The organism is Bradyrhizobium sp. LMG 9283, assembly GCF_045571415.1.
Lineage (GTDB): Bacteria > Pseudomonadota > Alphaproteobacteria > Rhizobiales > Xanthobacteraceae > Bradyrhizobium.
In genome coordinates this window covers 5,200,334-5,225,594 of record NZ_CP120691.1, presented here as the reverse complement: position 1 = coordinate 5,225,594, position 25,261 = coordinate 5,200,334, and the positions used below count along the sequence as shown (strand labels likewise).

General features: G+C 64.4%; 21 protein-coding genes. 13 read left to right on the top strand and 8 right to left on the bottom strand.

Going from position 1 to position 25,261, the window contains the following annotated elements; all coding sequences use genetic code 11:
* Positions 1-18: 18 nt before the first annotated feature.
* The 3 genes from P6U29_RS24765 to P6U29_RS24755 all read right to left on the bottom strand — a co-directional run bounded on the left by P6U29_RS24765 (position 19) and on the right by P6U29_RS24755 (position 3,883).
* Entirely contained in the window at positions 19-2,094 is a 2,076-nt protein-coding gene (locus P6U29_RS24765; protein WP_407112723.1) for a TRAP transporter permease, read from the bottom strand.
* Positions 2,095-2,327: 233 nt separating this feature from the next.
* On the bottom strand, positions 2,328-3,494 hold the full coding sequence (locus P6U29_RS24760; RefSeq protein ID WP_407112722.1) for a TAXI family TRAP transporter solute-binding subunit: 1,167 nt from the start codon (positions 3,492-3,494) through the stop codon (positions 2,328-2,330).
* 167 nt (positions 3,495-3,661) lie between these two features.
* A complete protein-coding gene (locus P6U29_RS24755; protein ID WP_122403728.1) occupies positions 3,662-3,883 on the bottom strand; it encodes a biotin/lipoyl-containing protein in 222 nt (73 codons plus the stop codon).
* A gap of 95 nt (positions 3,884-3,978) precedes the next feature.
* Here P6U29_RS24755 and P6U29_RS24750 point away from each other — a divergent pair, with 95 nt between their 5' ends.
* From P6U29_RS24750 to P6U29_RS24735, 4 genes are all read left to right on the top strand, one after another.
* On the top strand, positions 3,979-4,953 hold the full coding sequence (locus P6U29_RS24750; protein WP_407112721.1) for an IclR family transcriptional regulator: 975 nt from the start codon (positions 3,979-3,981) through the stop codon (positions 4,951-4,953).
* Positions 4,883-6,442: an acyl-CoA carboxylase subunit beta gene (locus P6U29_RS24745; RefSeq protein WP_407112720.1), complete on the top strand. Its 1,560-nt coding sequence runs from the start codon at positions 4,883-4,885 to the stop codon at positions 6,440-6,442. The genes P6U29_RS24750 and P6U29_RS24745 overlap by 71 nt, the downstream gene beginning before the upstream one ends.
* Before the next feature lie 266 nt (positions 6,443-6,708).
* Entirely contained in the window at positions 6,709-8,406 is a 1,698-nt protein-coding gene (locus P6U29_RS24740; RefSeq protein WP_407112719.1) for a GMC family oxidoreductase, read from the top strand.
* Positions 8,407-8,691: 285 nt separating this feature from the next.
* A complete protein-coding gene (locus P6U29_RS24735; protein WP_407112718.1) occupies positions 8,692-9,285 on the top strand; it encodes a hypothetical protein in 594 nt (197 codons plus the stop codon).
* A 74-nt stretch (positions 9,286-9,359) separates the two neighbouring features.
* On the opposite strand, the gene P6U29_RS24730 is transcribed toward P6U29_RS24735, so the two are convergent.
* Positions 9,360-10,835 (bottom strand): FAD-binding oxidoreductase, encoded by a 1,476-nt coding sequence (locus tag P6U29_RS24730; protein ID WP_407112717.1) that lies wholly within the window; start codon positions 10,833-10,835, stop codon positions 9,360-9,362.
* Positions 10,836-11,024: 189 nt separating this feature from the next.
* On the opposite strand from P6U29_RS24730, the gene P6U29_RS24725 reads away from it, so the two are divergent.
* Genes P6U29_RS24725 through acdA form a run of 3 tightly spaced genes read left to right on the top strand, consistent with a single transcriptional unit; the run spans position 11,025 to position 13,520 of the window.
* Positions 11,025-11,684 carry a TetR/AcrR family transcriptional regulator gene (locus P6U29_RS24725; RefSeq protein ID WP_407112716.1) on the top strand — a complete coding sequence of 220 codons (660 nt, stop codon included), beginning with the start codon at positions 11,025-11,027 and terminating at the stop codon, positions 11,682-11,684.
* Entirely contained in the window at positions 11,681-12,256 is a 576-nt protein-coding gene (locus P6U29_RS24720) for a peroxidase-related enzyme (RefSeq protein ID WP_407112715.1), read from the top strand. The genes P6U29_RS24725 and P6U29_RS24720 overlap by 4 nt, the downstream gene beginning before the upstream one ends.
* Before the next feature lie 52 nt (positions 12,257-12,308).
* Positions 12,309-13,520 (top strand): 3-sulfinopropanoyl-CoA desulfinase, encoded by a 1,212-nt coding sequence (gene acdA, locus P6U29_RS24715; protein ID WP_407112714.1) that lies wholly within the window; start codon positions 12,309-12,311, stop codon positions 13,518-13,520.
* A gap of 823 nt (positions 13,521-14,343) precedes the next feature.
* Here acdA and P6U29_RS24710 read toward each other — a convergent pair.
* The 3 genes from P6U29_RS24710 to P6U29_RS24700 all read right to left on the bottom strand — a co-directional run bounded on the left by P6U29_RS24710 (position 14,344) and on the right by P6U29_RS24700 (position 17,950).
* Positions 14,344-15,633 (bottom strand): MFS transporter, encoded by a 1,290-nt coding sequence (locus tag P6U29_RS24710; protein ID WP_407112713.1) that lies wholly within the window; start codon positions 15,631-15,633, stop codon positions 14,344-14,346.
* Positions 15,634-15,743: 110 nt separating this feature from the next.
* Positions 15,744-16,940, bottom strand: a complete 1,197-nt coding sequence (locus tag P6U29_RS24705) for an acetyl-CoA C-acyltransferase (protein WP_407112712.1) — start codon at positions 16,938-16,940, stop codon at positions 15,744-15,746.
* Between the two features lie 239 nt (positions 16,941-17,179).
* Positions 17,180-17,950 carry an enoyl-CoA hydratase gene (locus P6U29_RS24700; protein ID WP_407112711.1) on the bottom strand — a complete coding sequence of 257 codons (771 nt, stop codon included), beginning with the start codon at positions 17,948-17,950 and terminating at the stop codon, positions 17,180-17,182.
* Between the two features lie 156 nt (positions 17,951-18,106).
* On the opposite strand from P6U29_RS24700, the gene P6U29_RS24695 reads away from it, so the two are divergent.
* Together P6U29_RS24695 and P6U29_RS24690 are read left to right on the top strand one after the other, a co-directional pair.
* Positions 18,107-18,634 (top strand): PaaI family thioesterase, encoded by a 528-nt coding sequence (locus P6U29_RS24695; protein ID WP_407112710.1) that lies wholly within the window; start codon positions 18,107-18,109, stop codon positions 18,632-18,634.
* A gap of 70 nt (positions 18,635-18,704) precedes the next feature.
* Complete coding sequence (locus P6U29_RS24690) at positions 18,705-19,325, top strand: TetR/AcrR family transcriptional regulator (protein ID WP_407112709.1); 621 nt, start codon at positions 18,705-18,707, stop codon at positions 19,323-19,325.
* A 134-nt stretch (positions 19,326-19,459) separates the two neighbouring features.
* Here the strand turns inward: P6U29_RS24690 and P6U29_RS24685 are convergent, their stop codons facing one another.
* On the bottom strand, positions 19,460-20,368 hold the full coding sequence (locus P6U29_RS24685; RefSeq protein ID WP_407112708.1) for a LysR family transcriptional regulator: 909 nt from the start codon (positions 20,366-20,368) through the stop codon (positions 19,460-19,462).
* 104 nt (positions 20,369-20,472) lie between these two features.
* Between P6U29_RS24685 and P6U29_RS24680 the strand changes: the two genes are divergently transcribed.
* The 4 genes from P6U29_RS24680 (at position 20,473) to mmsB (ending at position 25,218) form a co-directional block, all read left to right on the top strand.
* Positions 20,473-21,969 carry a CoA-acylating methylmalonate-semialdehyde dehydrogenase gene (locus P6U29_RS24680; RefSeq protein ID WP_407112707.1) on the top strand — a complete coding sequence of 499 codons (1,497 nt, stop codon included), beginning with the start codon at positions 20,473-20,475 and terminating at the stop codon, positions 21,967-21,969.
* Between the two features lie 126 nt (positions 21,970-22,095).
* Positions 22,096-23,241 (top strand): isobutyryl-CoA dehydrogenase, encoded by a 1,146-nt coding sequence (locus P6U29_RS24675; RefSeq protein ID WP_407112706.1) that lies wholly within the window; start codon positions 22,096-22,098, stop codon positions 23,239-23,241.
* The gene (locus P6U29_RS24670; protein ID WP_407112705.1) at positions 23,238-24,305 is read left to right on the top strand and encodes an enoyl-CoA hydratase/isomerase family protein; all 1,068 of its coding nucleotides are present in this window, start codon (positions 23,238-23,240) and stop codon (positions 24,303-24,305) included. Before P6U29_RS24675 ends, P6U29_RS24670 begins: the two co-directional genes overlap by 4 nt.
* A 25-nt stretch (positions 24,306-24,330) precedes the next feature.
* Positions 24,331-25,218: a 3-hydroxyisobutyrate dehydrogenase gene (gene mmsB, locus P6U29_RS24665; RefSeq protein WP_407112704.1), complete on the top strand. Its 888-nt coding sequence runs from the start codon at positions 24,331-24,333 to the stop codon at positions 25,216-25,218.
* Positions 25,219-25,261: the final 43 nt, after the last annotated feature.

The following is a 25,261-nucleotide window of genomic DNA, read 5'->3' as shown; positions in this document are numbered from 1 at the left end:
CGCACTTGTGCAACGCAATTAAGGCACGCGCAACCCGTCCGGCGTCACAGGCTGGCGTCGGACCAGGAGAAGCGCGATCAAGATCGTCGGCAGCAGGATGGCAAGGCCCAGCAACGTCATCTGCAACTGAGACAGCGGCATGATCCCGCCGCCCGGCGTCGCGACCACGAAACCGCCGATCACCAGCAGCACGCGGATGGGCCATTCCAGCGCGCCGGCGCCGCGCAGGTCGCCCACGAAGGGCTGGTAGCCCTGGATACCTCCGCAGATGAACAGCGTGCCGAAGGCGGCGAGGCCCATCAGGCCGAGGCCGGCGAGATAGGGGCTCGGTCCCTGCAGCACCAGCGCCGGATTGAGCACGAAGAAGAACGGCAGGAAATAGATGATGCTGCCGACCCACATCGATTCCCAGCCCGTCTTCATCGCCGGCGAACCCGCGATGCCTGCGGCTGCGAAGGAGGCGATCGCAACCGGCGGCGTGATCGACGACAGCATGCCCCAGTAGAAGATGAACATGTGCACCGCCATGCGGTTGAGCCCGAGCTTCTCCAGGGCGGGCGCGACCAGGATGGCGAGGAAGATGTAGCAGGCCGTCGTCGTCAGCCCGAGGCCGAGGATGAGGCTGGTGAGGGCGCACATGCCGAGCAGCAGGAAGGCATTGTCGCCTGCGATGTGCAGCAGGTCGTTGGCAAGGCTCGACACAACACCGGTCATGGAGAAGGCGCCGATCAGGAGACCGCAGCCGGCGAGAATGCCGACGAGCTCCACGAAGGTGCGCCCGTTGACCTCCAGGAATTTACCGATGGTCGCCAACGTCCAGCGCGTGTCCTTGGAGAAGAACTGGTTGAGCACCAAGAGCAGCGCGCTGGCATAGAACGGCGCATGGCTCTCGCGCTTGAAGTAGAGCAGCATCACGATCAGCAGCGCGATGACGAAGACGTAGTACCAGCCGTCCTTAATCGTATCCATGATCCGCGGCAGCTCGGCGCGCGGAATGCCCTTCAGCTTGTGCCGGGCGGCATAGGCGTCGACCTGCATGAACAGGCCGACATAGTAGAGCGTGGCCGGAATGATCGCGGCGAGCGCGACATCGGCGTAGCTGACGTTGAGGAATTGCGCGATCACGAAAGCGGTGGCGCCCATCACCGGCGGGGCCAACACTGCGCCCGTGGAGGCGCAGGCCTCGATCGCGCCGGCATAGGAGGCGCGGAAGCCGCTCTTCTTCATCACGGGGATGGTCATGGTGCCGGCGGTGAGCACGTTGGAGATGATGGAGCCCGACATCATGCCGAGCAGGCCGCTGGCGAAGATGCAGACTTTGGCGGCGCCGCCGCGGAATGTGCCGCACAGTGCAAAGGCGAGGTTGATGAAGAATTTGCCGGCGCCGGTCATCATCAGCGCGGTGCCGAACACCAGGAAGCCGATCACGGTGTCGGCGAAAGCCTGGATGGGAATGCCGAGCAGGCTCTCGCCCGAGAGCACGTGATAGGCGGTCGCCTGCTCGAGCGTCGACTGCGTGCCGCGGAACGGCCCGAGCCAGCCGGATTCGGCAAACAGCGGATAGACGGTGAAGGGGAGCACGCTCAGCAGCAGGCTCCAGCCACCGGTCCGGCGCAGCGCCTCCATCAGCATCACCCACATCACGAGGCCTGCGGCAATCACGGTGTTGGGCGCGCCGCCGAATTCCCAGCCGGCCTCCGCCGCTTTGCGCACGTTCGACATCAGCATGAGGGATGCCGCGAATGTCGCGACAAAGAGGACGAGATCATACCAGGGAATCCGGTCCAGCGGCGCGCGCTCGGTGCCCGGAAAGATCAGGAAGGTGAACGGCAGCATCAACGCGATCAGGAGATAGAAATACTCCGTGTTGAGCTGGGTGTAGCCGATGAAGAAGCGCAGCGAGAATTGCTGGTTGATGCAGAGCAGGATCGTCGCCGCGGTCGCTGCCACCAGTGCCCAGCGCCAGGCGCCGCGAAGTGTGCGCACGCGCGTCACCTCCGCCTCCTGCATGTTGCCGGCGGCGCAGTGCGGATCGTCGAACACGATCCGCTTGGCCTCGTCGTTCGGGCCGGTGGAAGTGGAAGTAGAAGACATCATCGATCCCGCGCGTGGGCTGGTAACTAACGAAGCGAATGGCCGTAGGTTGAATCGCTAGGGCTGCGCGCTCTTCAACCTCTCCCGCCTGCGCGAGAGGTCGGCGCGCAGCGCCGGGTGAGGGCTTTCTCCTCTGGGGGATTCCTGCCGCAGAGATACCCTCTCCCCAGCCCTCTCCCGCAAGCGGGAGAGGAAGCGCAGCTCGCGCGTGGCAACGAATGAGCCCATTCGCTCTATTCCTCGAACCCGTTCGGCATGCCGGCCTTGGCCAGCGCTGCAGCGCGCGCTTTCATCCAGCCGTCGAGGAACGCCTTGTCGTCCGACGGCGGATTGGACTTGCCGTAGTCCGTCCACGCCGTGGCGAGCACCTCCTGACGCTTGATCAGCTTATTGTTGTGCGCCTCCTGCGCATCGCTCCATTGGCCGGCTTCCTTCAGCGCCTTCACGGCGCCGGGGTGCACCGGCACCACCCAGTTCTTGGTCTGGCGGTCGGCGGCGAGACCGCCGGCGCCGGGCGCGGAGTCCTTGTAGGCGTCATAATTGACGATCATCGCCTTGGTGATCGCATAGACCTGGTCGGCCGGCTGCGAGGCATAGGCGACGAAGATCGGGTAGGGGTAGTTGCCGAGCTCGACCGGCTTGTCCGGCGAGATGCCGGCGCCGCAGGTCGCAAGCTGCGGGAAGAAGAACGAGCCGACCTTCTGCATCCGTGCCCAGCCTTCCTTGTCCTTGGCGGGCAGCGGCGGCCAGATCAGTCCGCGCGGCGAGGTCTCGGCTTCCTTGGCGGGGCCGGTGATGGTGGTGCCGAAGGCAGCATCGACGTCGTTGTTGATCAGCCCTTTCCACATCGCCCCATAGCTTGCGAATTCGACGACCCTGACGTCCTTCTGCGTCAGCCCTGCGAAGGCGAGCACCGCGAGCGAATTCTGGTTCAGCGCGGGCGAGCCGACCACGAAGCCGACGCGCTTGCCCTTGAGGTCCTTCAGCTCCTTCACGCCGGTGTCGGCGGCCACCGCGAGCGAGCCGCAATTGCAGTCGACGGTCGAGAGCAGGATCTGCAGCGGCTGCGGGCCCCATTCCTTCGAGCCGAACTCGAACACGCCTTCCTGCGCGAAGTAGGTGCCCGATCCCATCGCCGCGGAGGCCGCGCGCTTGGCGCGCAGCGGCGCGAGGCGGGCGACGTCGTTGCCGGCGGGGAGCACGCGCACGTCAGTGCCGTACTTGTCCTTCATCATCTTGCCGACGCCGACCGCGATGTTGAAGCCGGCGGTGCCGGTGTCATAGGCGGTGAACGTCAATGTCGCCGGCAGCTTGATGTCCTCGGCGACCGCATAGCGTGTAGACGCAAAAGAAATGCCCGCCACCAAGGCAGGCGCGAGCATGAGCAGCCCACGAAGCATGTTTCCCTCCAATGATCCCCGCGTTCGCCGCGAAGATTTTCTTTCTTTGTTTGAAACAGAATTTTGTTTGAACAGATCATGTCACCGGGCGTTCGCGATGGCAACGCCGTACCATGCATGCGGGAATGCGGCTGACAGATTGTCGCGGAAACGACCGGATAAAGCGCTCAACTCGTGACGATCGCGATCGCCTGTCCCTCGGCAACGACGTCGTCGAGCTTCACCAGAAGCGATGTGATCGTGCCGTTCGCCGGCGAGAGCACCGGGATCTCCATCTTCATCGCTTCGACGACCACAACGTCATCGCCATCTGCGACGGTTCCTCCAACTTGCACGGGAGTTGCGCAGATGCGTCCCGCGACCTCGGTGACGATCTTAATTTCTGGCATGCCATCGCCTTTTTGTTGTCGCCGCAAAATGCCTGAGGTAGCGTCGTCTGCAAGTGGAATTTAATTCCGCAGAGCGAAACATAACGGTAGGGAACATGGGACGACGATCGGAGCGGTTGAGTAGGCAAGGCGTGCTCGCTGGCGATGCCGGCGAGGGTGATGTCATCCAGGTGGTGTCGCGCGCGTTCGATGTGTTGCGATGCTTCGAGGGCCACGATAGCAGGCTCGGCAATCTCGAGATTTCAAACCGCTGCGGTTTGCCGCGCTCGACGGTGTCGCGGCTCACGCACACGCTGACCCGCATGGGCCAGCTCGTGTATCTCCCGCGCGATCAGAAATATCGCATCGGCCCGAGCGCGGTGGCGATGAGCGCCTCGATGATGAAGGGCGCGCAGCTGCGCAGCATGATCCGGCAGCGGCTCCAGGAAGTGGCCGAGCAACTGCCGGGCACCGTCGGCTTCGTCGTTCCCGACCGCTTCCATCTCGTCTATCTCCTGTTCGCGCGCTCCGCGAGCGCGCTCGGCCTGCACGAGGGTACCGGCAGCCGCATCTCGATGGCGTCGACCGCTGCAGGTGCGGCCTACACCGCTGCCCTGGCGCCGGAAGTCGGCGATGCCTTCGTCGCAGACATGGAGCGGGAAGCGCCAGAGGCTGCGAAGATTCTCAAGCCCCGCATCGAGGCCAACCGGCAGTCGTTGCGCGAGCGCGGCTATGTCGTTGCCTGCGGCCTCTGGAGCCCGCACATCAATGGCCTCGCGGTTCCGATCTGGTCGCCGCAATACCAGACCTTCGTGGTCATCACGATCGGCCTTCTGTCGGCGATGTATGACGAGCAGCGTCTGCATGACGAAGTCGCTCCGCTGATGCTCGCGCTTGGCCGCTCGCTCGGCAGCCTGATGGAAGGCGCGGAAGGTGACGCCTTCAACCACCGTATCTCGCGTAAGCCGGTCGCCATGGCCGTGCACAACAATAACAAGCCGATCAATTCGGAGGGAGTGAATGAACTGGAAGCCGGAACTCGACGAGCTCGCCCGGCGCGAAGCCTTCGCGCGGGAGATGGGCGGCGTTGACAAGGTCAAGCGACAGCATGACCAGGGCCGGCTGACTGTTCGGGAGCGTATCGACAAGCTGATCGACAAGGGCAGCTTCCACGAGATCGGTGCCGTCTCCGGCATCGGTGAGTACGATTCCAGTGGCGATCTGAAGAAACTGACGCCTGCGAACTGCGTGTTCGGCCGCGCGCGCGTCGACGGCCGCACCGTGGTCGTGGTCGGCGACGATTTCACCGTGCGCGGCGGCTCGGCTGATGCGTCGATCTCGGCCAAGCCGCTGATGGCGGAGGAGATGGCGCATGACTTCCGTCTGCCCATCGTCCGCATCATCGAGGGCTCCGGCGGCGGCGGCTCGGTCAAGACTATCGAGACCAAGGGCGCGGCCAATCTGCCCGGGGGCATCGGCGGCACGCGCTGGTATCGCTTCACGACGGAAAATTTGTCGCGCGTGCCGGTGGTCGCGCTCGGCCTCGGCTCGGTGGCGGGCTTAGGCGCCGCGCGTCTTGCCGCCAGCCACTATTCCATCATGACGCGGAAGTCCGCGATGTTCGTTGCGGGGCCGCCAGTGGTGAAGGCGCTGGGACAGGATCTTACCAAAGAGGAGCTCGGCGGCGCCGAGATCCAGACCCGCGCCGGCGCGGTCGATCATGCCGTCGACACCGAAGAGGAGGCTTTTGCCTGCGCGCGCCGTTTCCTCTCTTACCTGCCGTCGTCGGTCTACGAGCTGCCGCCGACCTTGCCCTGCACCGACAATCCCGAGCGCGGCGACGAGGCGCTGCTGAATGCGGTGCCGCGCAACCGCAAGCAGGTCTACAAGATGCGCCCCATCATCGAGTCCGTCGTCGACAAGGGCTCGTTCTTCGAAGTCGGGAAGAATTTCGGCAAGCCCATCATCGTCGGCTTGGCGCGGCTCGAGGGCAGGGCGGTGCTGCTGCTCGCCAGCGACAGTTTTCACTATGGCGGCTCCTGGACCGCGGATGCCTGCCAGAAGGTGGTGCGCTGGGTCGATTTCGCCGAGACCTTCCATCTGCCCATCGTCTATCTCATGGACTGTCCCGGCTTCATGATCGGCCTCGATGCCGAGAAGGCGGCCACCATCCGCCACGGCGTCCGCGCCATGGCGGCGGTCAACCAGACCACCGTACCCTGGTGCACCGTGATCCTGCGCAACGCCTTTGGGGTCGCCGGCGTGGTGCATCAGCCCGCCGACCGCTTCTCGATCCGCTACGCCTGGCCGTCGGCCTATTGGGGCTCGCTCCCGCTCGAAGGCGGCATCGAAGCCGCCTACCGCGCCGACATCGACGCGGCGGAAGACAAGGCGGCGAAGCTGAGGGAGATCGAAGAGCGTCTCAACAAGCTCCGCTCGCCATTCCGCTCGGCCGAAAAATTCTGGGTCGAGGAGATCATCGATCCCAGAAAGACGCGGTCGCTGTTGTGCGAGTTCGCACGCCTCGCTGAGCCATTGCGAAAAGCAGGGCCGCCGGAGAATTTTTCGATCAGGCCGTAGCATCCCTGTGCCGAGCCATCACGCTCGTGCCCCGGACGCAGCGCTGCCGAAGATGCGAAGCATCGTCCGGCGGCGTTGCGCTGCAGAGCCGTGCCCATGCCACAGCGAGCGCAGCCTCCTGTGTCCCGCCTCGGCGCCGCAACGCCTAAAGCGTTGCAGCGCGTCCGGGACACGAGAGAAGATGGCGCCGACAAATCCAAAGCCCTTCCACGACAAAACAATAACGCGCTAAGCTCTCCCAACAAGAACAAGAGGAAGCGCCAATCGTGTACGACTTCATCATCGTGGGCGGCGGCTCGGCGGGGTCCGTGCTGGCCCACCGGCTCTCCGCTAGAAGCGCCAACCAGGTCCTGCTGTGCGAGGCCGGGCAGGACACACCACCGGGCAACGAGCCGGCCGAGATCAGGGACAGCTATCCCGGCACGGCCTATTTCGATCCGCGCTTCCACTGGACCGAGCTCAAGGTCACGACGCAGGTCGTCAGCCACAACAATCCGAACGAATCGCGTCCGCCGCTACGCAAATACGAACAGGCGCGCGTGCTGGGCGGCGGCTCGTCGATCAACGGCCAGATGGCCAATCGCGGCGCGCCGACCGATTACGACGAATGGGAGGCGCGGGGCGCCGAGGGCTGGAGCTGGAACGACGTGCTGCCCTTCTTCAAGAAGGTGGAGCGCGACCTCGATTTCGACGGGCCGTATCACGGCAAGGACGGCCGGATCCCGGTCCGACGCATCCCGCGGGAGCACTGGACGCGGCATTCGGAGGCGTTCGCGCAAGCCTTCCAGCAGGCCGGTCACCGATTCCTGCCGGACCAGAACGGCGAGTTCGTCGATGGCTTTTTCCCGGTGACGCATTCCAACCAGGCCGAGCAGCGGGTCTCCGCCGCCATGGGCTATCTGGATCGCGACACCCGCGCGCGTACGAACCTCACGATCTCCACCAACACGCAAGTGCGAGAGCTGTTGTTCGAAGGCACGCGCTGCGTCGGCGTGAAGGCGATGGTTGACGGGCGCGAGCAGGAATTCCGCGGACGCGAGATCATTCTCTCCAGCGGCGCGATCCATTCGCCGGCGCATCTGCTCCGCGCCGGCATCGGCCCGGTCGGTCACCTCAAGGACTTAGGGATTCCCGTGCTGATGGGCTCGCCGGGCGTCGGCCAGCGCCTGATGGATCATCCCTCGATCTCGCTGTCGTCCTTTGTCCGACGCGGCGCACGCATGAACGAGCACACCAGGCGCCACATGCAGCTCGGCCTGCGTTATTCCTCAGGGCTGCCTGATGTGCCAAAGGGCGACATGTTCGTCGTCGTCATCAGCAAATCGGCCTGGCACGCCGTCGGCGCGCAGATCGGCTCGCTCCTGACCTTCGTCAACAAGACCTATTCCGAGACCGGACAGGTCAAGCTTGCCTCGCGCGATCCCTTGGCAGAGCCGATCGTCGAGTTCAACCTGCTGTCTGATCGGCGCGACCTCGATCGCCTGATGAGCGGCTTCCGCAAGATGGCGGCGATACAGATGAGCGAGGTCGTCAGGAAGGTGACGGACAAGCCGTTCCCGGCCGCCTATACCGATCGCGTCCGCAAGATCGGCGTGGTCAACACCAAGAACAGGATTCTCACCACGATCGCCGCGGCCTTGATGGACGGTCCGGCGGCGCTGCGCCATTACATGATCGACAATTTCGTGGTGGAAGGCTTCACCTTCGACCAGGTGATGAACGACGATGAGGCGCTGGAAGCCTTCGTGCGCAAGGCGACGATCGGCGTGTGGCACGCCTCGTGCTCGTGCCGCATGGGCCGCGCCGACGATCCGATGGCGGTGGTCGACAATCAAGGCCGCGTCAAGGGCGTGCAGGGCCTGCGCGTCGTCGACGCCTCGATTTTCCCGGTGGTGCCATGCGCCAACACCAACTTCCCGGTCCTGATGTCGGCGGAGAAGATCGCGGCCGCGATGATGCAGTGAGTGGCCGCCGCTTCCGGCCATCCGGGCAGTGCAGGCAAGAAGAGCGCTGATCCGGGATGCTTAATTCGCGCGAACCGGACGTGATTGCACGCCGCAAGCTTGACGCGCTGAGCGCGCATTCGTGTATTGCGAGTTCGTCATCTCGGTCGCTACGTGTAGTTTATGCGCCTTGCAGGTTGTGGCGCGCAATTGCAGCCATTTTCAGCCGCTCTTTAGGCCCATTTCAGCCAAACTGTTATTGGTTTCTCGTTGCCCGGGGCAGGGTCTCTCATTTGGAGTCCTGCAATGTTCAAGCGAGTATTTTCTGCGTGCCTGTTCGTTGTCTTAGGTTCTGTCGCTTCGGAAGCGCGGCCTTATCGCATTCATCAAGCTCCTGAATGCAATGTCACCATGCCCTGCGACTTCTCGTATTCGCAGATGCAACGCGAGCGGACTTCCAGGTCCTCACTGGCGTCCCGATCTTCACTGATTTCCAGGTCCTCACTGCAAGCCTACCGCTCGACGCAACTGACAATGACTGATGCTGGGGGCACCGCCGCGCCGGCGGCCGTCTCAGGTGTCTCCGGCGCTCGCATCGTCGGTGGCCGTCCGGCCGGCTGCCCTTCGTCTTTCTGCGGCTGCGGCGCGGCCCTGCGCGTGTTCGGCCGTATCGTACCGGAATTGAATCTTGCGTCCAACTGGCTGCGCTTTCCGCGGACATCACCCGCACCAGGAATGGTTGCTGCGCGACGAGGACACGTTTTCGTCCTGGAGCAGCACCTCGGAGGCGACGTCTGGATGGCCTATGACGCCAACTCGGGCGGGCACGCGACGCGAATCCATGCGCGTTCATTGCGAGGTTATACGATCGTCAATCCGCGTGGCGGTTCGGTTGCTTGAGGACAGCTGACCCAGCTCTCGATAAGACGATGGATGGGGCGCAACATCTTTGCGACCCATCCATGCAGCTTCGATCAGAGCCGCAGCACCTTGCCGGGATTCATGATGTTCTGCGGATCGAGCGCGCGCTTGATGGTGCGCATGATGTCGAGCTCGGTTTTCGAGCGGTAGTGGCTGAGCTCGTCGAGCTTGTCGATGCCGATGCCGTGCTCCGCCGAGATCGAGCCGCCCATCGAGGTGATGAGATCGTTGACGGCCCGCGTGATGGCGCCCTTGTATTGAGCCAGCGTCTGCTGATCCATGCCCACCGGCCCCATGAATGAGAAATGCAGATTGCCGTCGCCGATATGTCCGAGCGGGTAGGGCCTGATGCTCGGGAGAATGTCGAGCACGGCCTTGGTGCCTTTGTCGATGAACTCCGGTATCCGGGAGATCGCCACCGACACGTCGTAGCTCAGCCCAGGTCCTTCGGCCCGCGAGGCCTCGGCGACACCCTCCCGGATCCGCCACATGTTGCGCGACTGACCGACCGTCTGAGCGATCGCGGCATCAAGTACACGACCCGCCTCGAGCTGATCGGCGAGAAACTGCTCCAGCTTCTCGGCCATGCCCTCGGCCCCGTCCCGGCGTGGGCGCGCCGACGACCATTCGAGCAGGAGATACCATGGCGTTTCCGCCTTGAGCGGATCCTGGGTACCGGGAATATGGCGCAGCACCATGTCGATCGCGCTGCGGCTCATCAGCTCGCATGAGCCGACATTGTCTTCGGAGGCAGTATGGGCTTCGGACAGGATCTCCAGCGCCGTGTGTGGATCGCCGATCGCCAGCCATGCGGTGCACACGTCCTTCGGTGCGGGCCATAGCTTGAGCACGGCCTTGGTGATGATGCCCAGCGTGCCTTCGGCGCCCATGAACAGATGCTTGAGGTCGTAGCCCGTGTTGTCCTTCTTGAGCGCGCGCAATCCGTCCCAGACCTCGCCGCTCGGCAGGACGATCTCGAGCCCCAGCACGAGGTTGCGGGCATTGCCATAGCGCAGCACTTGCACGCCGCCGGCGTTGGTCGAGAGGTTGCCGCCGATCATGCACGAGCCCTGGGCGCCGAGACTGAGCGGCAGGAACCTGTCGTGTTGGCTTGCTGTTTCCTGAAGCGTCTGCAGCACGCAGCCAGCCTCGACCGTCATCGAATAGCCGACGGGATCGACATCGAGCACGCGGTTCATGCGGCCGAGCGACAACACGATGCCGGTGTGTGAAGGCCAGGGCGTCGCCGCGCCCATCAGGCCGGTGTTGCCACCCTGCGGCACGATCGCGATGCCGTGCTCATGGCAGAGCCGGACCACCTTCGATACTTCCTCGGTGCTCCCCGGACGAACGACGGCGCCGGCACCGCCGACCAGCAATCCCCGCCAGTCCATCACGAACGGCTGCATGCCGTGTTCGTCCTCGATAAAACCCTTCTCGCCGACGATCGCTCGCAACGCATCGCGCTTCTCGGCGGTCAAAGGAGCGGTCGGGATGATGGGATCGGAGGATAGGAAGGCAGCCGGCATTTCGTTTCCCCTGACGCATCTTGGTGTGCACTGCGCACGTGACGTGCGCTGGTATTGTTCACGTTTGTCGCGGGGAGTCTAACGGCAAGATGTCTCGAGCCTGGCGACCGGCAACCAACGCGATCCGCCTGGGAGTCGAGCTTTAGGAGCATGGTTGATTTTTAGAGACGTTCGGTCTAGTAAATATTCATGAGCAAGGCATCCTCGGTTTCAGAGCCGCGTCGACGTGGCCGTCCTCCCAAGGACCAGTCGCAGCCGAATGCGCCGCGCGCGCGTCTGTTGCGCACAGGCGTTGCGATCTTGACCGAGAAGGGGTTCAGCGCCGTAGGCATTGACGAGATCTTGCACTCTGCGGAGGTGCCGAAGGGGTCGTTCTATCATTACTTCGACAGCAAGGACGCTTTTGGTCTCGCGCTGATCGACGCCTATGCCGCCTATTTCGCGCGCAAGCTGGATCGATGGTTCGACGCTGCGGAGCGTGCTCCATTGGATCGCCTCCGCGGTTTCATCACAGACGCCCGGTCAGGCATGGCTCGCTATGGCTATCGACGTGGCTGTCTCGTCGGCAATCTCGGACAGGAGATGGGTGCTCTGCCGGAGCCGTTCCGAAAACGCCTTGCTGCGGTCTTCAGGGATTGGGAGGCACGGACCTCACGCTGTCTCCGCGCGGCGCAGGAGACGGGCGACATACCCGAAGGCATCGATTGCGATAGTCTCGCCCATTTCTTCTGGATCGGCTGGGAGGGGGCGGTGCTGCGGGCGAAGCTGGAAAAACGTCCCGATGCGCTCGACGTGTTCGCGAAAGGATTTTTTGCGTTGATCGAGGCGAAGGAAATGGAAACCCAATGACCCAGGCACTTGCAGTCAGTCGCTTTCCTGTCCCTGATCTGGCGGATATGCCAGACGACATCAGGTCCCGCATCATGGCGGTCCAGGAGAAGTCCGGCTTCATCCCGAACGTTTTTCTCGTGCTCGCGCACCGGCCGGACGAATTTCGCGCGTTCTTTGCCTATCACGACGCGCTCATGGACAAAACCGGCAACCTCACGAAAGCAGAGCGTGAGATGATCGTGGTGGTCACCAGCAATCTCAATCAGTGCCAGTATTGCGTCGTCGCACATGGAGCGATCCTGCGCATCCGCGCGAAGGATCCGCTGATCGCCGACCAGGTCGCAGTCAACTATCGCAAGGCTGATATCACCGATCGGCAGAAGGCCATGCTCGACTTCGCCGTTCGGGTCTCGACCGAGGCCTACAAGGTATCTGAAACCGATTTCGTCACCCTGAAATCGCATGGCTTCACGGAAGAGGACATCTGGGACATTGCCGCAATCTCGGCCTTTTTCGGCCTGTCCAACCGGCTTGCCAATGTCACGAGCATGCGTCCGAACCCGGAGTTCTACAACATGGGACGCGGCTGAAAGTTGACTGACCGCTTCAAGCACTCCTCTGCGTACACAAGGGAGAATGGCCATGGAACTCTCACCCCAGCAACTGGCCTTGAAGGAAAGGGCTGCGGGACTCTCGAATGGGCTGATACGCAAACGCGCCGCCGAGATCGACCAATCGCGCGAATACCCATGGGATCTCGTCGAGGCACTGAAGGCGGAAGGCTTCATGGGGATGACCATCCCGCCCGAATATGGCGGCCAAGGTCGGAGCTTCCTGGATACGGTGTTGGTGATCGAGGAAATTGCCCGGTCCTGCACCGTCTCCGCCCGCATCGTGGTCGAGGCCAATATGGGCGCGATCTCGACCGTCATGGCGTATGGGACCGATGCGCAGCGCAAGCGCGCTGCCGCTCTCGTCCTGGGAGGCGACAAGCCGGCCATCTGCATCACGGAGCCTGAGGCAGGCAGCGATGCGAGCGGAATGACGACCCGGGCCGACAAGCGTGGCAACCGCTACGTCCTCAACGGCAAGAAGCATTGGATCACGGGCGCTGGGGTCTCCCGCCTCCACCTGATCTTTGCGCGCGTGTTCGACGAGAGCGGGGAGGAGCTTGGTGTCGGCGGCTTCCTGGCCGTACGCGGCGAGGCGCAAGGACTCCGCGTCAGCAAACGTGAGACGACGATGGGGCTCTGCGGCATGCCCGAGGGCGAGCTCGTATTCGAGGACCTCGAGATCACGCCGGACATGGTCCTGCTGCCTCCATCGGGCTTCAAACGCGGCTTCGCCGACCTCATCAATGCCTACAATAGTCAGCGTGTCGGCGCCGGCACGGTGGCCATGGGCATTGCCGCCGGCGCGCTGGAGCACGCCGTGGAATGGGCGAAGACGCGGGAGCAGTTCGGCCGGCCGATCGGTGAGTTTCAAGGGCTGCAATGGATGCTCGCCGACATGCAAACGCAGCTGACTGCATCGCGCCTGATGCTGTACGCGGCGGCAGCGTCGCGTGGGCCGGGCGGCAGCGCGTTCCCCGATCCCACGCTTGCCGCCCAAGCAAAGATCTTCGCCTCGGAAGCTGCGATCAAGATCGTCAACGATGCCCTGCAGGTCTTTGGCGCGCGCGGCTATTCGCGCGATTTTCCTCTCGAACGCATGGCGCGGGACGTCCGCATGTTCACCATCGGCGGCGGCACGGCCCAAGTGCTGCGCACGCTGGTTGCAAGCAAGGTCCTTGGCTGGAAGCTGCCGCAGACGCGCGATGGCTACATGCCGAGGGATCATGCGGCAAGAGACTAGGCTGCCGTCGCGATCGCGGCATCGAGCGCCAACACGATGTGGCTCGACGCCGGGGGAGGCGGTTTTGCTTGCTGTTGCGGCTGGTCCAAATGACTGCCCGTCGGGCAAAACACCCCTGTCAATCCCTTGCTGCAAAATAGTCTTATTTACCGAATTTCGGATATGGAGCATATTGTGCCCATCCCGCCCGCCACGAGGGGCGTTTCGCGATCGTCACGAGACGCGGGCCGGGAGGCGGTGGCCGCGACGGCGTCGTCGCGCGAGGCAGGCTGCAGGGCGGGAAGCCCCGTGAGTAGCGGTGCGCGCGGTACGACACGGCGCTGACAGCTTCCTCGTTCGGCCGCGATGGTGAGCGCACGCCAGCTATCGCAGACAGGGGCGGGGATGTGCGCGGACGGCAAAATCGTGTGGTCCTGACGCCCGGGGTCTGTGCGTCAAGTGTTGCGGTGATTGCAGCGGCTCGACCGGGTCAGTGCATCAGCCATCCGCAAGGCGACGGGGGCAATAGTGCATCGCTCCCCGGGGAGAGCGCGACATACGCCGTAAAACCATCCGCGCAGGGAAGGCCGGACGCTCGGCTTCACCTGTTGTCCAACCCGTGCGCGTCTTGTTCGCACACGGGACCGCGGGTGCCAGCCGGCGCCCGGCCTTCCCTGCGCCCTTTCTTAAGAGGGGCAACGAAGAGAGCAAGGCTCGGGCGAAATCAGTCGCGAGAATGCGAAGGTGTGCCTGCGGAAATGGATCATGTTGCATGGGCAAGTCTGCGCCCAGGCCCCGACGCAGCGTCCTTCGACGAGCGCCGGGTCCTGCTGGAGTGTTGGGCTTAAGCCGCCGCCGGCTGCAGTTTCGGCTGCCGTGACAGCGCCAGCACGATCAGGGCCGCGAACACGCAGAGCGCGCCGGCGATGAAGAAGGCGGGCAGGTAGCTCTGGTAGACCGTCCGCGAGAAACCGGCGCCGAACGCCGCCGTACCGGCACCGAGCTGATGGCCGGCGAAGATCCAGCCGAACACCAGATTGGCGCGTTCGGGCCCGAACTTTTGCGCGGTGAGGCGCACCGTCGGCGGTACGGTGGCGATCCAGTCGAGACCATAAAACATCGCGAAGACGGAGAGGCCGTAGAACGAGAAATCGCTGAACGGCAGGAAGACCAGCGAGAGTCCGCGCAGGCCGTAATACCAGAACAGGAGCCAGCGGTTGTCGTAGCGGTCCGACAGCCAGCCCGACATGATCGTGCCGAAGAAGTCGAAGATGCCCATTGCCGCCAGCAGGCTCGCCGCCTGCACCTGCGGGATGCCGAAATCGAGGCACATCGGAATCAGGTGCACCTGCACCAAGCCGTTGGTCGAGGCGCCGCAGACGAAGAAGGTTGCAAACAGGATCCAGAACGCCGTCGACTTCGAGGCGTCGCGCAGCGTGCCGAGCGCAACCGCCGTGATAGAGCCGTGGCTCGCGGGCGGAGCGGGCAGGGGCTCGGTGCCTTCGTCACCGAACGGGCGCAGACCGACGTCGCTCGGCCGGTCGCGCATCGCGAGCAGCACTGCGAGCGCGGACACGCCGAGCATGACGCAGACGAAGCCGAGCGCCAGCCGCCAGCCGAACCGTTCGGTCAGGCTTGCCAGCAGCGGCAGGAACACGAGCTGGCCGGTGGCGACGCTCGCGGTCATGATGCCGACGACGAGACCGCGCCTTGCTGCAAACCAGCGCGTGGCAATGGTCGCGCCGAGCACCAGCGCGGTCATGCCGGTGCCGATCCCGATCACCACGCCCCACAGGGCGATGAGCTGCCAGACCTCGGTCATGCCGAGCGAGAGCACGAGTGCCGAGACCACGATCAGCTGAGCGGCCAGCGTGACATTGCGCAGGCCATAACGGTTGAGCAGGGCGGCCGCGAACGGCGCCATCAGCCCGAACAGGATGAAGCGGATCGACAGCGCGGAGGAAATCTCTGCCGTGCTCCATCCGAACTCCTTCTGCAGGGGAACGATGAACACGCCGGGCGCGCCGACCGTGCCGGCGCTGATCAGCGCGGCGAGGAAAGTCACGCCGACCATCACCCAACCGTAGTGGATGTTGCGGCGGGACAGTGCTGCCGCGAGCCAGTTCGAGATCATTGGGCCTCGTTGTTATTGGCGGTCCATGCCGGATCCGCGTCATCGTTCCAATCTGGCATAATGGAGGGAAGTCTGAAATGACAGACTTCCCTCAATTTCGGACGTTGGTCCTAGTGCGCAAGCCGCTCCACCGCGATCGCCGTCGCTTCACCACCGCCGATACAGAGCGCGGCGATGCCGCGCTTGAGGTTCTGCGCTTCGAGCGCGTGCAGCAGCGTCACGATCAGCCGCGCGCCGGTCGCGCCGATGGGATGGCCGAGCGCGCAGGCGCCGCCGTTGATATTCAGCTTCTCGCGGGGGATGCCGAGATCGCGCTGAGCCGCCATCGCCACCACGGCGAAAGCTTCGTTGATCTCGAACAGGTCGACATCACCGGCGCTCCAGCCGACCTTGTCCAGCAGCTTGCGGATCGCCGGAATCGGGGCGGTGGTAAACCATTGCGGTTCCTGGCTGTGGGTGGCGTGTCCCTTGATTTCGGCGATCGCGGGCAGGCCGTTGCGATGGGCGAGCGAGCGCTTGGTCAGCACCAGCGCGGCGGCGCCGTCGGCATTGGCGGAGGAGGCGGCCGGCGTGATGGTGCCGTTGGCGCGGAACGCCGGCTTCAATCCGGGGATTTTTGCGGGGTCAACCTTCAGCGGATGCTCGTCATTGGCGATGACGCGGGGACCTGCCTTCTCCGTGAGCGTGATCGGCGCGATCTCGGCCTTGAACGCACCGCTCTCGACCGCCTTACGGGCGCGGCTGAGCGTCTCCATCGCATAGGCGTCCTGGTCCTTGCGGGTGAACTGGTAGGCTTCCGCAGTGGCCTCGCCGAAGTCGCCCATGGAGCGGCCGGTCTCGTAGGCGTCCTCGAGACCGTCCATCATCATGTGGTCGATGATGCGGTCATGGCCGGCGCGATAACCGCCGCGGGCCTTGGCGAGGAGATAAGGCGCGTTGCTCATGCTCTCCATGCCGCCGGAGACGACGATGTCGGCCGAGCCGGCGCGAATGATGTCGTGCGCCAGCATGGTCGCCTTCATGCCGGAGCCGCAGACCTTGTTGACCGTGGTCGCGCCGGTGGCGTCGGGCAGGCCGGCGCCACGCGCCGCCTGCCGCGCCGGTGCCTGGCCTTGTCCCGCCGGCAGCACGCAGCCCATGAAGACCTCGTCAACCTTCTCGGGCGCGAGCTTGGCACGCTCCAGCGCCGCCCCGATCACATGCGATCCGAGCTTGTGCGCGGGAAGCGGCGACAATTCGCCCATGAAGCGGCCGAGCGGGGTGCGGGCGGCGGAGACGATGACGACGGGATCGGCGGCTTCGGCCATGGTACAACTCCCTGCGATGACGGTGTAAGATTATGGTCATCATATGATGCGGCGCAAAAAATGCAACCGCGCGAAGGATGAGAAAATGTCGTGGTTCGGATGAGATTTGGTCGTTCGGGTGGAGCAGTGAGCCTGCTCAGGGGACTGTCATCACCCGAGCGAAGACGGCAAGCCGGGGCATGACAGCTTTGGAGTGGCGGCGGCTTGCTAATCAGAGACGACTGCGGCGAGCGCAGCGCTCACCGCTTCCTGTTCACAAATGCCTGCATCAGCCGCGTCGGCTCGTCCGTCAGGAACGACTCGCCGAACACCTTGACGCTCAGATTCACCGACTCCGTCAGCGGCAGTTCTTCCCACTGCCGCAGCAGCGCCTTCTGCGAGCGCAGCGCCTCGGGGCCGCAGGCGAGCAGCGCCGTCACGACATGCTCGACCTCGGCATCCAGCTCGCCGGGGGCGGCGACCTTGTCGACCAGGCCCCACGCAAGCGCGGTCGGAGCATCGATGTTCTCCGCCGTCATCACCAGCCACCGCGCGCGGGCCCAGCCGATCAGGCGGGGCAAGAGCGCCGCGTGGATTACCGAGGGGATGCCGACGCGCACCTCAGGCATGCCGAAATGGGCATCATACGCGGCGATCCGGAAATCGCAGGCCGCCGCAACTTCGAGCCCGCCGCCGAGGCACCAGCCGGGCATACGCGCGATGACCGGGGCAGGGAACTGGCGGACGGCCTCGCAGAGATCGCGCAGGCGACTGATGAAGGCCTCGGCCGATCTCTGGTCGAGCTTCGCCATCTCCTTGATGTCCGCGCCCCCGATCATGCTCTTCTCGCTCTCGCCGCGCAGCACCACGACGCGGATGCTGCGGTCGCAACTGAGCTGCTGGAGGCCTTCGCGCACGGCGTCGATCACCGGCGAACCGAGAATGTTGAGCGGGCCGGCATTGCAGATTGCGACATGAACGACGCCGCGCCTATCGCGCGTCACGCCGCAATGTTGGTTGAGCATTTCCATCGTGGGTTCTCGAAAGGCTTTCGTGGACGCGCAAGGTACCCTGGTCGGGATCACTTCCGAGCCGAAACGACCGGTTTGTCAAGCGGGAGGGAGGGGCGGAGTTGCTAACGCGAAATCCGTGGCATAGTATGATTAGCATCATACAAAGGGGTGGCCATGGCCGACATCGATCAACTCGACCTGTTTTCACCGGCGCAGCGGCGTGAGCGCGTGGTGGATTGGCAGGTGCCTGCGCCGGTTGCGAGAGTGGCCATTGGGCTGTCGGGTATGGACGCCATGCTTGGCATTCGCGACGGTCGTCTGCCGCCGCCACCATTCGCAAAACTGATCGGGTTCACCATGGCCGTGGTCGAGCCGGGCCGGATCGTCATGGAACTGGAGCCGCGCGAGGATCTCGAAAACACCATCGGTCTTCTCCACGGCGCGACCGCAGCGGCGCTGCTCGATACGGCCATGGGATGTGCAATCTCGACCCGGCTCGAGGCCGGGCAAAGCTCGGTGACCCTCGATCTGAAGCTGACCTACTTGCGCCCGCTGTCGGTTCGATCCGGGCTGATCTCGGCCGAAGGCAAGATCATCAAGCTGGGGCGCCAGACCAGCTACACTGAAGGCTTCGTCCGCGACGGTAAGGGAGCCCTTGCGGTGCATGCAACTGCAACCTTCTCCATGATCGGCAACAACTAAACATGAATTAATGCACCGTTCGGGTGACCTTCGTGTTATGAGATGATCTCCGACATTCAATGAGATCCGCATGCGCTATTCCCGGGAACACAAGCAGGAAACCCACGATCGGATCGTGAAGAAGGCCTCCGTGAGACTGCGCGAGAAGGGCGCCCACGGCATCGGCGTCGCCGACCTCATGAAGGAGGCGGGCCTGACCCATGGCGGCTTCTACGCGCATTTCGATTCCCGCGAGGCGCTGGTGATCGAGGCCTTTGGCTATGCCATGGACCGCTCGATGGAGCACTGGCGCAAGCTCGCCGGCGAGGCCGCTCCTGAAAAGCGGCTGGCGCTGATCGCGGAGAGCTATCTCTCGACGCTGCACCGCGACAATCCCGGCCATGGTTGCTCGATCCCCTCGCTCGGCGCCGAGATTGCCCGCGAGAGCCCAAAGACGCGCAAGGCCTTTGCCGGCAAGCTCGACGAGATGATCGAGATGATGACCGACTACATCCCAAACATGCCGCGCAAGGCCGCCCGTAAGCAGGCCATCGCGACGCTGGCCACGATGGCCGGCACCGTGCTGCTGGCGCGCATCGCCGGCTCCAGCGAACTGTCCGACGAGGTGCTGAAGGCGGGCCGGGACAGCGCGCTCGATGGCGCGAAGCGCGAGCCGAAGGCGACGGCCGCGAAGAAGGCGAAGCAGAATTAAGGCGGGATGCGGTAGGGTGGGCAAAGGCGCTCTTGCGCCGTGCCCACCATCTCTCCACGACCGCGGCCGACATGGTGGGCACGCCACGAGCCGCGCCGCGTCTCGTTGCTTTGCCAGCCCTGCGGCAGCGGCGTTCACCTTCCCGCAAACAGCGTCCGCTCGCGCTCGACGATCTCCGAGATGTAATCCGCCACGGCCCGGATGCGCGCGAGGTCCTTGCTGTCGGCGTGCATCAGCATCCAGAACGTGCGTGTGATCGAGATCTCCTCCGGCAGCACGGCCTTGAGCCGCGGATAATCGCTCGCCATGAAATGCGGCAGCACGGCGATGCCGAAGCCGGAGAGGGTGGCGTTGAGCTGGGCGATCAGATTGGCGCTGCGAAAGCGCGCGGAGATCCGCGGCGACACCTGCGGCAGATAGTCGAGCTCCGGCGTGAACAAGAGCTCCTCGATGTAGCCGACGAAGCGGTGCTGCACCAAATCCTGCCGGGAGGTGATCTCAGGGAAGCGGTCGAGATAGGCGGGGGCGGCATAGAGCCCGAGGCGGTAGTCGAGCAGCTTGCGGCCGACGATGCGGCCTTCCTTCGGCATGGTCAGGCTGATGGCGATATCGGCCTCGCGCTTGGAGAGACTGAACAGCCGCGCGGTGGCCACAAGTTGCAGATCGAGATCGGGATACCGGTCCGCGAACGGCGCCAGCCGCGGCGCCAGGAAGGCGGTGCCGAACCCATCGGGCGCGCCGATCCGCACCGTGCCGGTCAGCCGTGCCACCGAACCGCCGACCTGCTCCTGGTTGGCGACGATGGTCGATTCCATGGCTTCCGCGCTGTCGGCGACACGCTGGCCGGCCTCGGTGAGCAGATAGCCGGTCTTGCGCCGATCAAACAGCTTGGCCGAGAGGTGCTTCTCCAGCCGGTCGACGCGGCGGATCACCGTGGCATGATCGACCCCGAGCTGTTTTGCCGCAGCCGACACCGAGCCGCCCCGCACGATGGCCAGCACGAAGCGAAAGTCGTCCCAGTCGATAGCGCCTTGATCCAGCATTTTCGCACATCTATGGTGCATTATCTCAGACTTGAATCCTATAAAATGCAGGTCAATAGGATTTGTCAAAGCGACCACACGCTCGGCCTGAAGGAGATCATTCCATGCGTTCAATCGGACATTTCATCGGTGGCAAGGAGGTCAAGGGTACCTCGGGCCGCACCGCCGACGTCTTCGAGCCGATGACCGGCGACGTCCAGGCCAAGGTGGCGCTGGCATCCAAGGCCGAGGTCCGCGCGGCTGTCGAGAACGCCCGCGCAGCACAGCCCGAATGGGCCGCGACCAACCCGCAGCGCCGCGCCCGCGTCATGATGAAGTTCCTGGAGCTGATCCAGCGCGACTACGACAAGCTCGCCGAGCTGCTAGCGCGTGAGCACGGCAAGACCGTGCCCGACGCCAAGGGCGACATCCAGCGCGGCCTCGAGGTCGTCGAGTTCGCCTGCGGCATCCCGCATCTGATGAAGGGCGAGTACACCGAAGGCGCCGGTCCCGGCATCGACATCTATTCGATGCGCCAGCCGCTCGGTGTCGTCGCCGGCATCACGCCGTTCAATTTCCCGGCGATGATCCCGATGTGGAAGTTCGCGCCCGCGATCGCCTGTGGCAACGCCTTCATCCTCAAGCCGTCCGAGCGCGACCCCGGCGTGCCGATGAAGCTCGCCGAGCTGATGATCGAGGCGGGCCTGCCGGCCGGCATCCTCAACGTCGTCAACGGCGACAAGGAAGCTGTCGACGCCATCCTCGACGACCCCGACATCAAGGCCGTCGGCTTCGTCGGCTCGACGCCGATTGCGCAGTACATCTATGAGCGCGCCGCGCAAACGGGTAAGCGCTGCCAGTGTTTCGGCGGCGCCAAGAACCACGCCATCGTCATGCCCGACGCCGACATGGACCAGGCCGTCGACGCGCTGATCGGTGCGGGCTACGGCTCCGCCGGCGAGCGCTGCATGGCCGTCTCCGTCGCGGTCCCGGTCGGCAAGTCCACCGCCGACCGTCTCATGGAAAAGCTGATCCCGCGCGTCGAGAGCCTCAAGATCGGCACCTCGATCGACCCGTCGGCCGATTACGGTCCGCTGGTGACGCGCGAGGCGGTCGAGAAGGTCAAGAGCTACATCGACATCGGCATCAAGGAAGGCGCGACGCTCGCCGTCGACGGCCGCGGATTCAAGATGCAGGGCTATGAGAACGGCTTCTATCTCGGCGGTTCGCTGTTCGACAATGTCACCAAGGACATGCGGATCTACAAGGAAGAGATCTTTGGCCCGGTGCTCTCGGTCGTGCGCGCACATGACTACAAGGAAGCGCTGGCGCTGCCGTCGGACCATGATTACGGCAACGGCGTTGCCATCTTCACCCGCGACGGCGATGCCGCGCGCGACTTCGCGGCCAAGGTGAACGTCGGCATGGTCGGCATCAACGTGCCGATCCCGGTGCCGATCGCCTATTACACCTTCGGCGGCTGGAAGAAGTCGGGCTTCGGCGATCTCAACCAGCACGGCCCGGACTCGGTCCGCTTCTACACCAAGACCAAGACGGTGACCTCGCGCTGGCCGTCCGGCGTCAAGGAAGGTGCGGAGTTCTCGATCCCGCTGATGAAGTAAGGCTGTAGCCCAGCCCGTCATTGCGAGGAGCGTAGCGACGAAGCAATCCAGAGTCTTTCCGCGGAGGCAGCCTGGATTGCTTCGCTGCGCTCGCGATGACGATGGAAAAGAGGGTAAGCGGCAACGATGCAGTTCGCTCTGAACGAGGATCAGATCGCGGTTCGCGACATGGCGCTGGCGTTTGCGGCAGAAAAGATCGCGCCGCACGCGCTGCGCTGGGACGAGGAGAAGCATTTTCCCGTCGACGTCATGCGCGAGGCGGCGACCCTCGGCATGGGCGGCATCTACATCCGCGACGATGTCGGCGGCTCCGCCATGACGCGGTTCGACGCGGCGCTGATCTTCGAGGCGCTGGCGACGGGCTGCCCGACCACCTCGGCCTTCATCTCCATTCACAACATGGCGAGCTGGATGATCGATGCCTTCGGCAGCGAGACCCAGCGCCACACCTGGCTGCCAAAACTCTGCACCATGGAGCTGATCGCGAGCTACTGCCTGACCGAGCCGGGCGCAGGCTCGGATGCGGCGGCTTTGCGCACCCGCGCGGTGCGCGACGGCGATCATTACGTCCTCAACGGCCAGAAGCAGTTTACCTCGGGCGCCGGCGGCACAGACCTCTTGGTCGCGATGGTGCGCACCGGCGGCGAGGGTCCCGGCGGCATCTCGACCCTCGTCGTCGACGGCAAGACGCCCGGCGTCTCGTTCGGCGCAAATGAGCGCAAGATGGGCTGGAACGCGCAGCCGACCCGCGCGGTGATGTTCGAGAACGCCCGCGTGCCGGTCGCCAATCGCCTGAGCGAAGAGGGCACAGGGTTCAAGATCGCGATGGCCGGCCTCGACGGCGGCCGCCTCAACATCACCGCATGCTCGCTCGGCGGTGCCCAGGCCGCGCTCGACAAGGCGCGCGCTTACATGAAGGAGCGCAAGGCCTTTGGAAAGCGCCTCGACGAGTTCCAGGCGCTGCAATTTCGTCTCGCCGATATGGCCATCGAGCTGGAGGCCGCCCGCACCTTCCTGTGGCGCGCAGCTGCGGCACTCGATCGGAAAGACCCTGATGCCACCATGCTGTGCGCGATGGCCAAGCGCTTCGGCACCGATATCGGATTCGAGGTCGCCAATCACGCACTGCAGCTCCACGGCGGCTACGGCTATCTCAGCGAATACGGCATCGAGAAGATCGTGCGCGATCTGCGCGTGCACCAGATCCTCGAAGGCACCAATGAAATCATGCGGCTCATCGTGGCGCGCAAACTGATCGAGGACGCGCGATGAGTTCAGCGGAAGAGGGCGATCTGGTCGCCCGCGTCGAGGGGGCAGCCGGCATCATCAGGCTCAACCGTCCGAAGGCGATCAACGCCGTGACGCTGGAGATGTTTCGCGACATCGAGAAGGCGCTCGACCGCTTCGAGGTCGATCCAGCCGTCAGCCTGATCCTGCTCGAAGGCGCCGGCGAGCGCGGCCTGTGCGCCGGCGGCGACATCCGTGCGCTCTGGGAAAGCTCCAAGGTCAATGGCGACCTCGGCAAGATCCTGTGGCGCGAGGAGTACATCCTCAACGCGCGGATCAAGAAGTTTCCAAAGCCCTATGTCGCCTTCATGGACGGCATCGTGATGGGCGGCGGCGTTGGCCTCTCCGCCCATGCCAGCCATCGCGTCGTCACGGACCGCACCAAGCTCGCGATGCCCGAGGTCGGGCTCGGCTTCTTCCCCGATGTCGGCGGTACCTATCTGTTGTCGCGCTCGCCGGGCGAGATCGGCACCTATTTCGGCTTGACCGGCCAGACCATGAACGGGCCGGACGCGATCCACGCGAAGTTTGCCGATTGGGTTGTGCCCGCGGCGAAATTGCCCGAGCTGCGCGACGCGCTGACGAAGGTCCGTTCCGGTGCGACGGCCGCCGAGGTCGGCAGGCTCATCGACGGCTTTGCAACCGGCGAGACGGCAGGGCCGGTCGCGGCGAAGGAGCCTGTTATCGACGCGCTGTTCGGCTTCGACCGTATGGAGGACATCGTCGCGGCGCTCAAGCGCGACGGCTCCGACTTCGCGCAGGCCACGCTGAAGACGCTCAACGAAAAATCGCCGCGCGGCATGGTGGTGACGCTGAAGCTGCTGCGGCTTGCGCGCACCGCGTCGAGTCTGGAAGAGTGTTTGGTGCGCGAATACCGCGCCGCACTGGAGGTCTTCCGCAGCGAGGATTTCCGTGAGGGCGTGCGCGCCGCCGTGATCGACAAGGACCGCAATCCGACCTGGTCGCCGCCGCGGATCGAGGATGTGACGCCGGACATGCTTGCGCCGTATCTCGCCGAGATCGGCGCGGACGAGCTGAAGTTCAACTAACAACGCGACAGCGGAGGAAACGACAATGGCCACGATCGCATTCATCGGTCTCGGCAACATGGGCGGCCCGATGGCGGCCAACCTCGTCAAGGCCGGCCACAAGGTGGTGGCTTTCGACCTCGTCGAAGCCTCGCGTAATCAGGCCAAGGCCGATGGCGCCAGCATTGCCGAGAGCGCAGCCGGCGCGGTGAAGGGCGCCGACGTCGTCGTCACCATGCTCCCCGCAGGCAAGCACGTGCTCGGTGTCTGGAACGAGGTCGTGCCTGCCATGACCAAGGGTGCACTGATCATCGATAGCTCCACCATCGACGTGGAAAGCGCACGGCAGGCCCATGCGCTCGCTGCCAAGCACGGCGTGCTTTCGGTCGACGCGCCGGTCTCAGGCGGCACGGGCGGCGCCAAGGGGGCGACGCTCACCTTCATGTGCGGCGGTGACGACAAGGCATTTGCGGCGGCAAAGCCCGTGCTCGAAAACATGGGCAAGAAGATCGTCCATTGTGGTGGCGCCGGCGCAGGTCAGGCCGCAAAAATCTGCAACAACATGATCCTCGGCATCTCCATGATCGCGGTCAGCGAAGCTTTTGCGCTCGGCGAAAAGCTTGGCCTTTCGCATCAGGCGCTGTTCGACGTTGCCTCGACCTCGTCGGGCCAGTGCTGGTCGCTGACCACCTATTGCCCGGTGCCGGGCCCGGTGCCGACCTCGCCGGCCAACAACGACTACAAGCCGGGCTTTGCCTCGGCGCTGATGGTGAAGGACCTGACCCTGGCGCAGGATGCCGCGAAGGCCGCCGGCGCTGCCACGCCGCTCGGCAAGCATGCGCAGGAGATCTATCAGTCTTTCGACGCAGCCGGCCATGGCGGGGTGGATTTTTCCGGAATTATCAAGCACGTTAGAGGACTGGCTGGAAAATAGCCCTCGCTCTGTAGCCCGGATGGAGCGAAGCGAAATCCGGGAC

Bases quoted from the DNA above. Each gene is read 5' to 3' on its own strand.
- P6U29_RS24700 (WP_407112711.1), bottom strand. From the start codon at position 17,950: ATGGAAATGCTCAACCAACATTGCGGCGTGACGCGCGATAGGCGCGGC.
- P6U29_RS24755 (WP_122403728.1), bottom strand. From the start codon at position 3,883: ATGCCAGAAATTAAGATCGTCACCGAGGTCGCGGGACGCATCTGCGCA.
- P6U29_RS24670 (WP_407112705.1), top strand. From the start codon at position 23,238: ATGAGTTCAGCGGAAGAGGGCGATCTGGTCGCCCGCGTCGAGGGGGCA.
- P6U29_RS24705 (WP_407112712.1), bottom strand. From the start codon at position 16,940: ATGGCCGAAGCCGCCGATCCCGTCGTCATCGTCTCCGCCGCCCGCACC.
- P6U29_RS24695 (WP_407112710.1), top strand. From the start codon at position 18,107: ATGGCCGACATCGATCAACTCGACCTGTTTTCACCGGCGCAGCGGCGT.
- P6U29_RS24680 (WP_407112707.1), top strand. From the start codon at position 20,473: ATGCGTTCAATCGGACATTTCATCGGTGGCAAGGAGGTCAAGGGTACC.
- P6U29_RS24720 (WP_407112715.1), top strand. From the start codon at position 11,681: ATGACCCAGGCACTTGCAGTCAGTCGCTTTCCTGTCCCTGATCTGGCG.
- P6U29_RS24685 (WP_407112708.1), bottom strand. From the start codon at position 20,368: ATGCTGGATCAAGGCGCTATCGACTGGGACGACTTTCGCTTCGTGCTG.
- P6U29_RS24735 (WP_407112718.1), top strand. From the start codon at position 8,692: ATGTTCAAGCGAGTATTTTCTGCGTGCCTGTTCGTTGTCTTAGGTTCT.
- mmsB (WP_407112704.1), top strand. From the start codon at position 24,331: ATGGCCACGATCGCATTCATCGGTCTCGGCAACATGGGCGGCCCGATG.
- P6U29_RS24710 (WP_407112713.1), bottom strand. From the start codon at position 15,633: ATGATCTCGAACTGGCTCGCGGCAGCACTGTCCCGCCGCAACATCCAC.
- P6U29_RS24760 (WP_407112722.1), bottom strand. From the start codon at position 3,494: ATGCTTCGTGGGCTGCTCATGCTCGCGCCTGCCTTGGTGGCGGGCATT.
- P6U29_RS24765 (WP_407112723.1), bottom strand. From the start codon at position 2,094: ATGTCTTCTACTTCCACTTCCACCGGCCCGAACGACGAGGCCAAGCGG.
- P6U29_RS24750 (WP_407112721.1), top strand. From the start codon at position 3,979: ATGGGACGACGATCGGAGCGGTTGAGTAGGCAAGGCGTGCTCGCTGGC.
- P6U29_RS24690 (WP_407112709.1), top strand. From the start codon at position 18,705: ATGCGCTATTCCCGGGAACACAAGCAGGAAACCCACGATCGGATCGTG.
- P6U29_RS24745 (WP_407112720.1), top strand. From the start codon at position 4,883: ATGAACTGGAAGCCGGAACTCGACGAGCTCGCCCGGCGCGAAGCCTTC.
- P6U29_RS24675 (WP_407112706.1), top strand. From the start codon at position 22,096: ATGCAGTTCGCTCTGAACGAGGATCAGATCGCGGTTCGCGACATGGCG.
- acdA (WP_407112714.1), top strand. From the start codon at position 12,309: ATGGAACTCTCACCCCAGCAACTGGCCTTGAAGGAAAGGGCTGCGGGA.
- P6U29_RS24725 (WP_407112716.1), top strand. From the start codon at position 11,025: ATGAGCAAGGCATCCTCGGTTTCAGAGCCGCGTCGACGTGGCCGTCCT.
- P6U29_RS24730 (WP_407112717.1), bottom strand. From the start codon at position 10,835: ATGCCGGCTGCCTTCCTATCCTCCGATCCCATCATCCCGACCGCTCCT.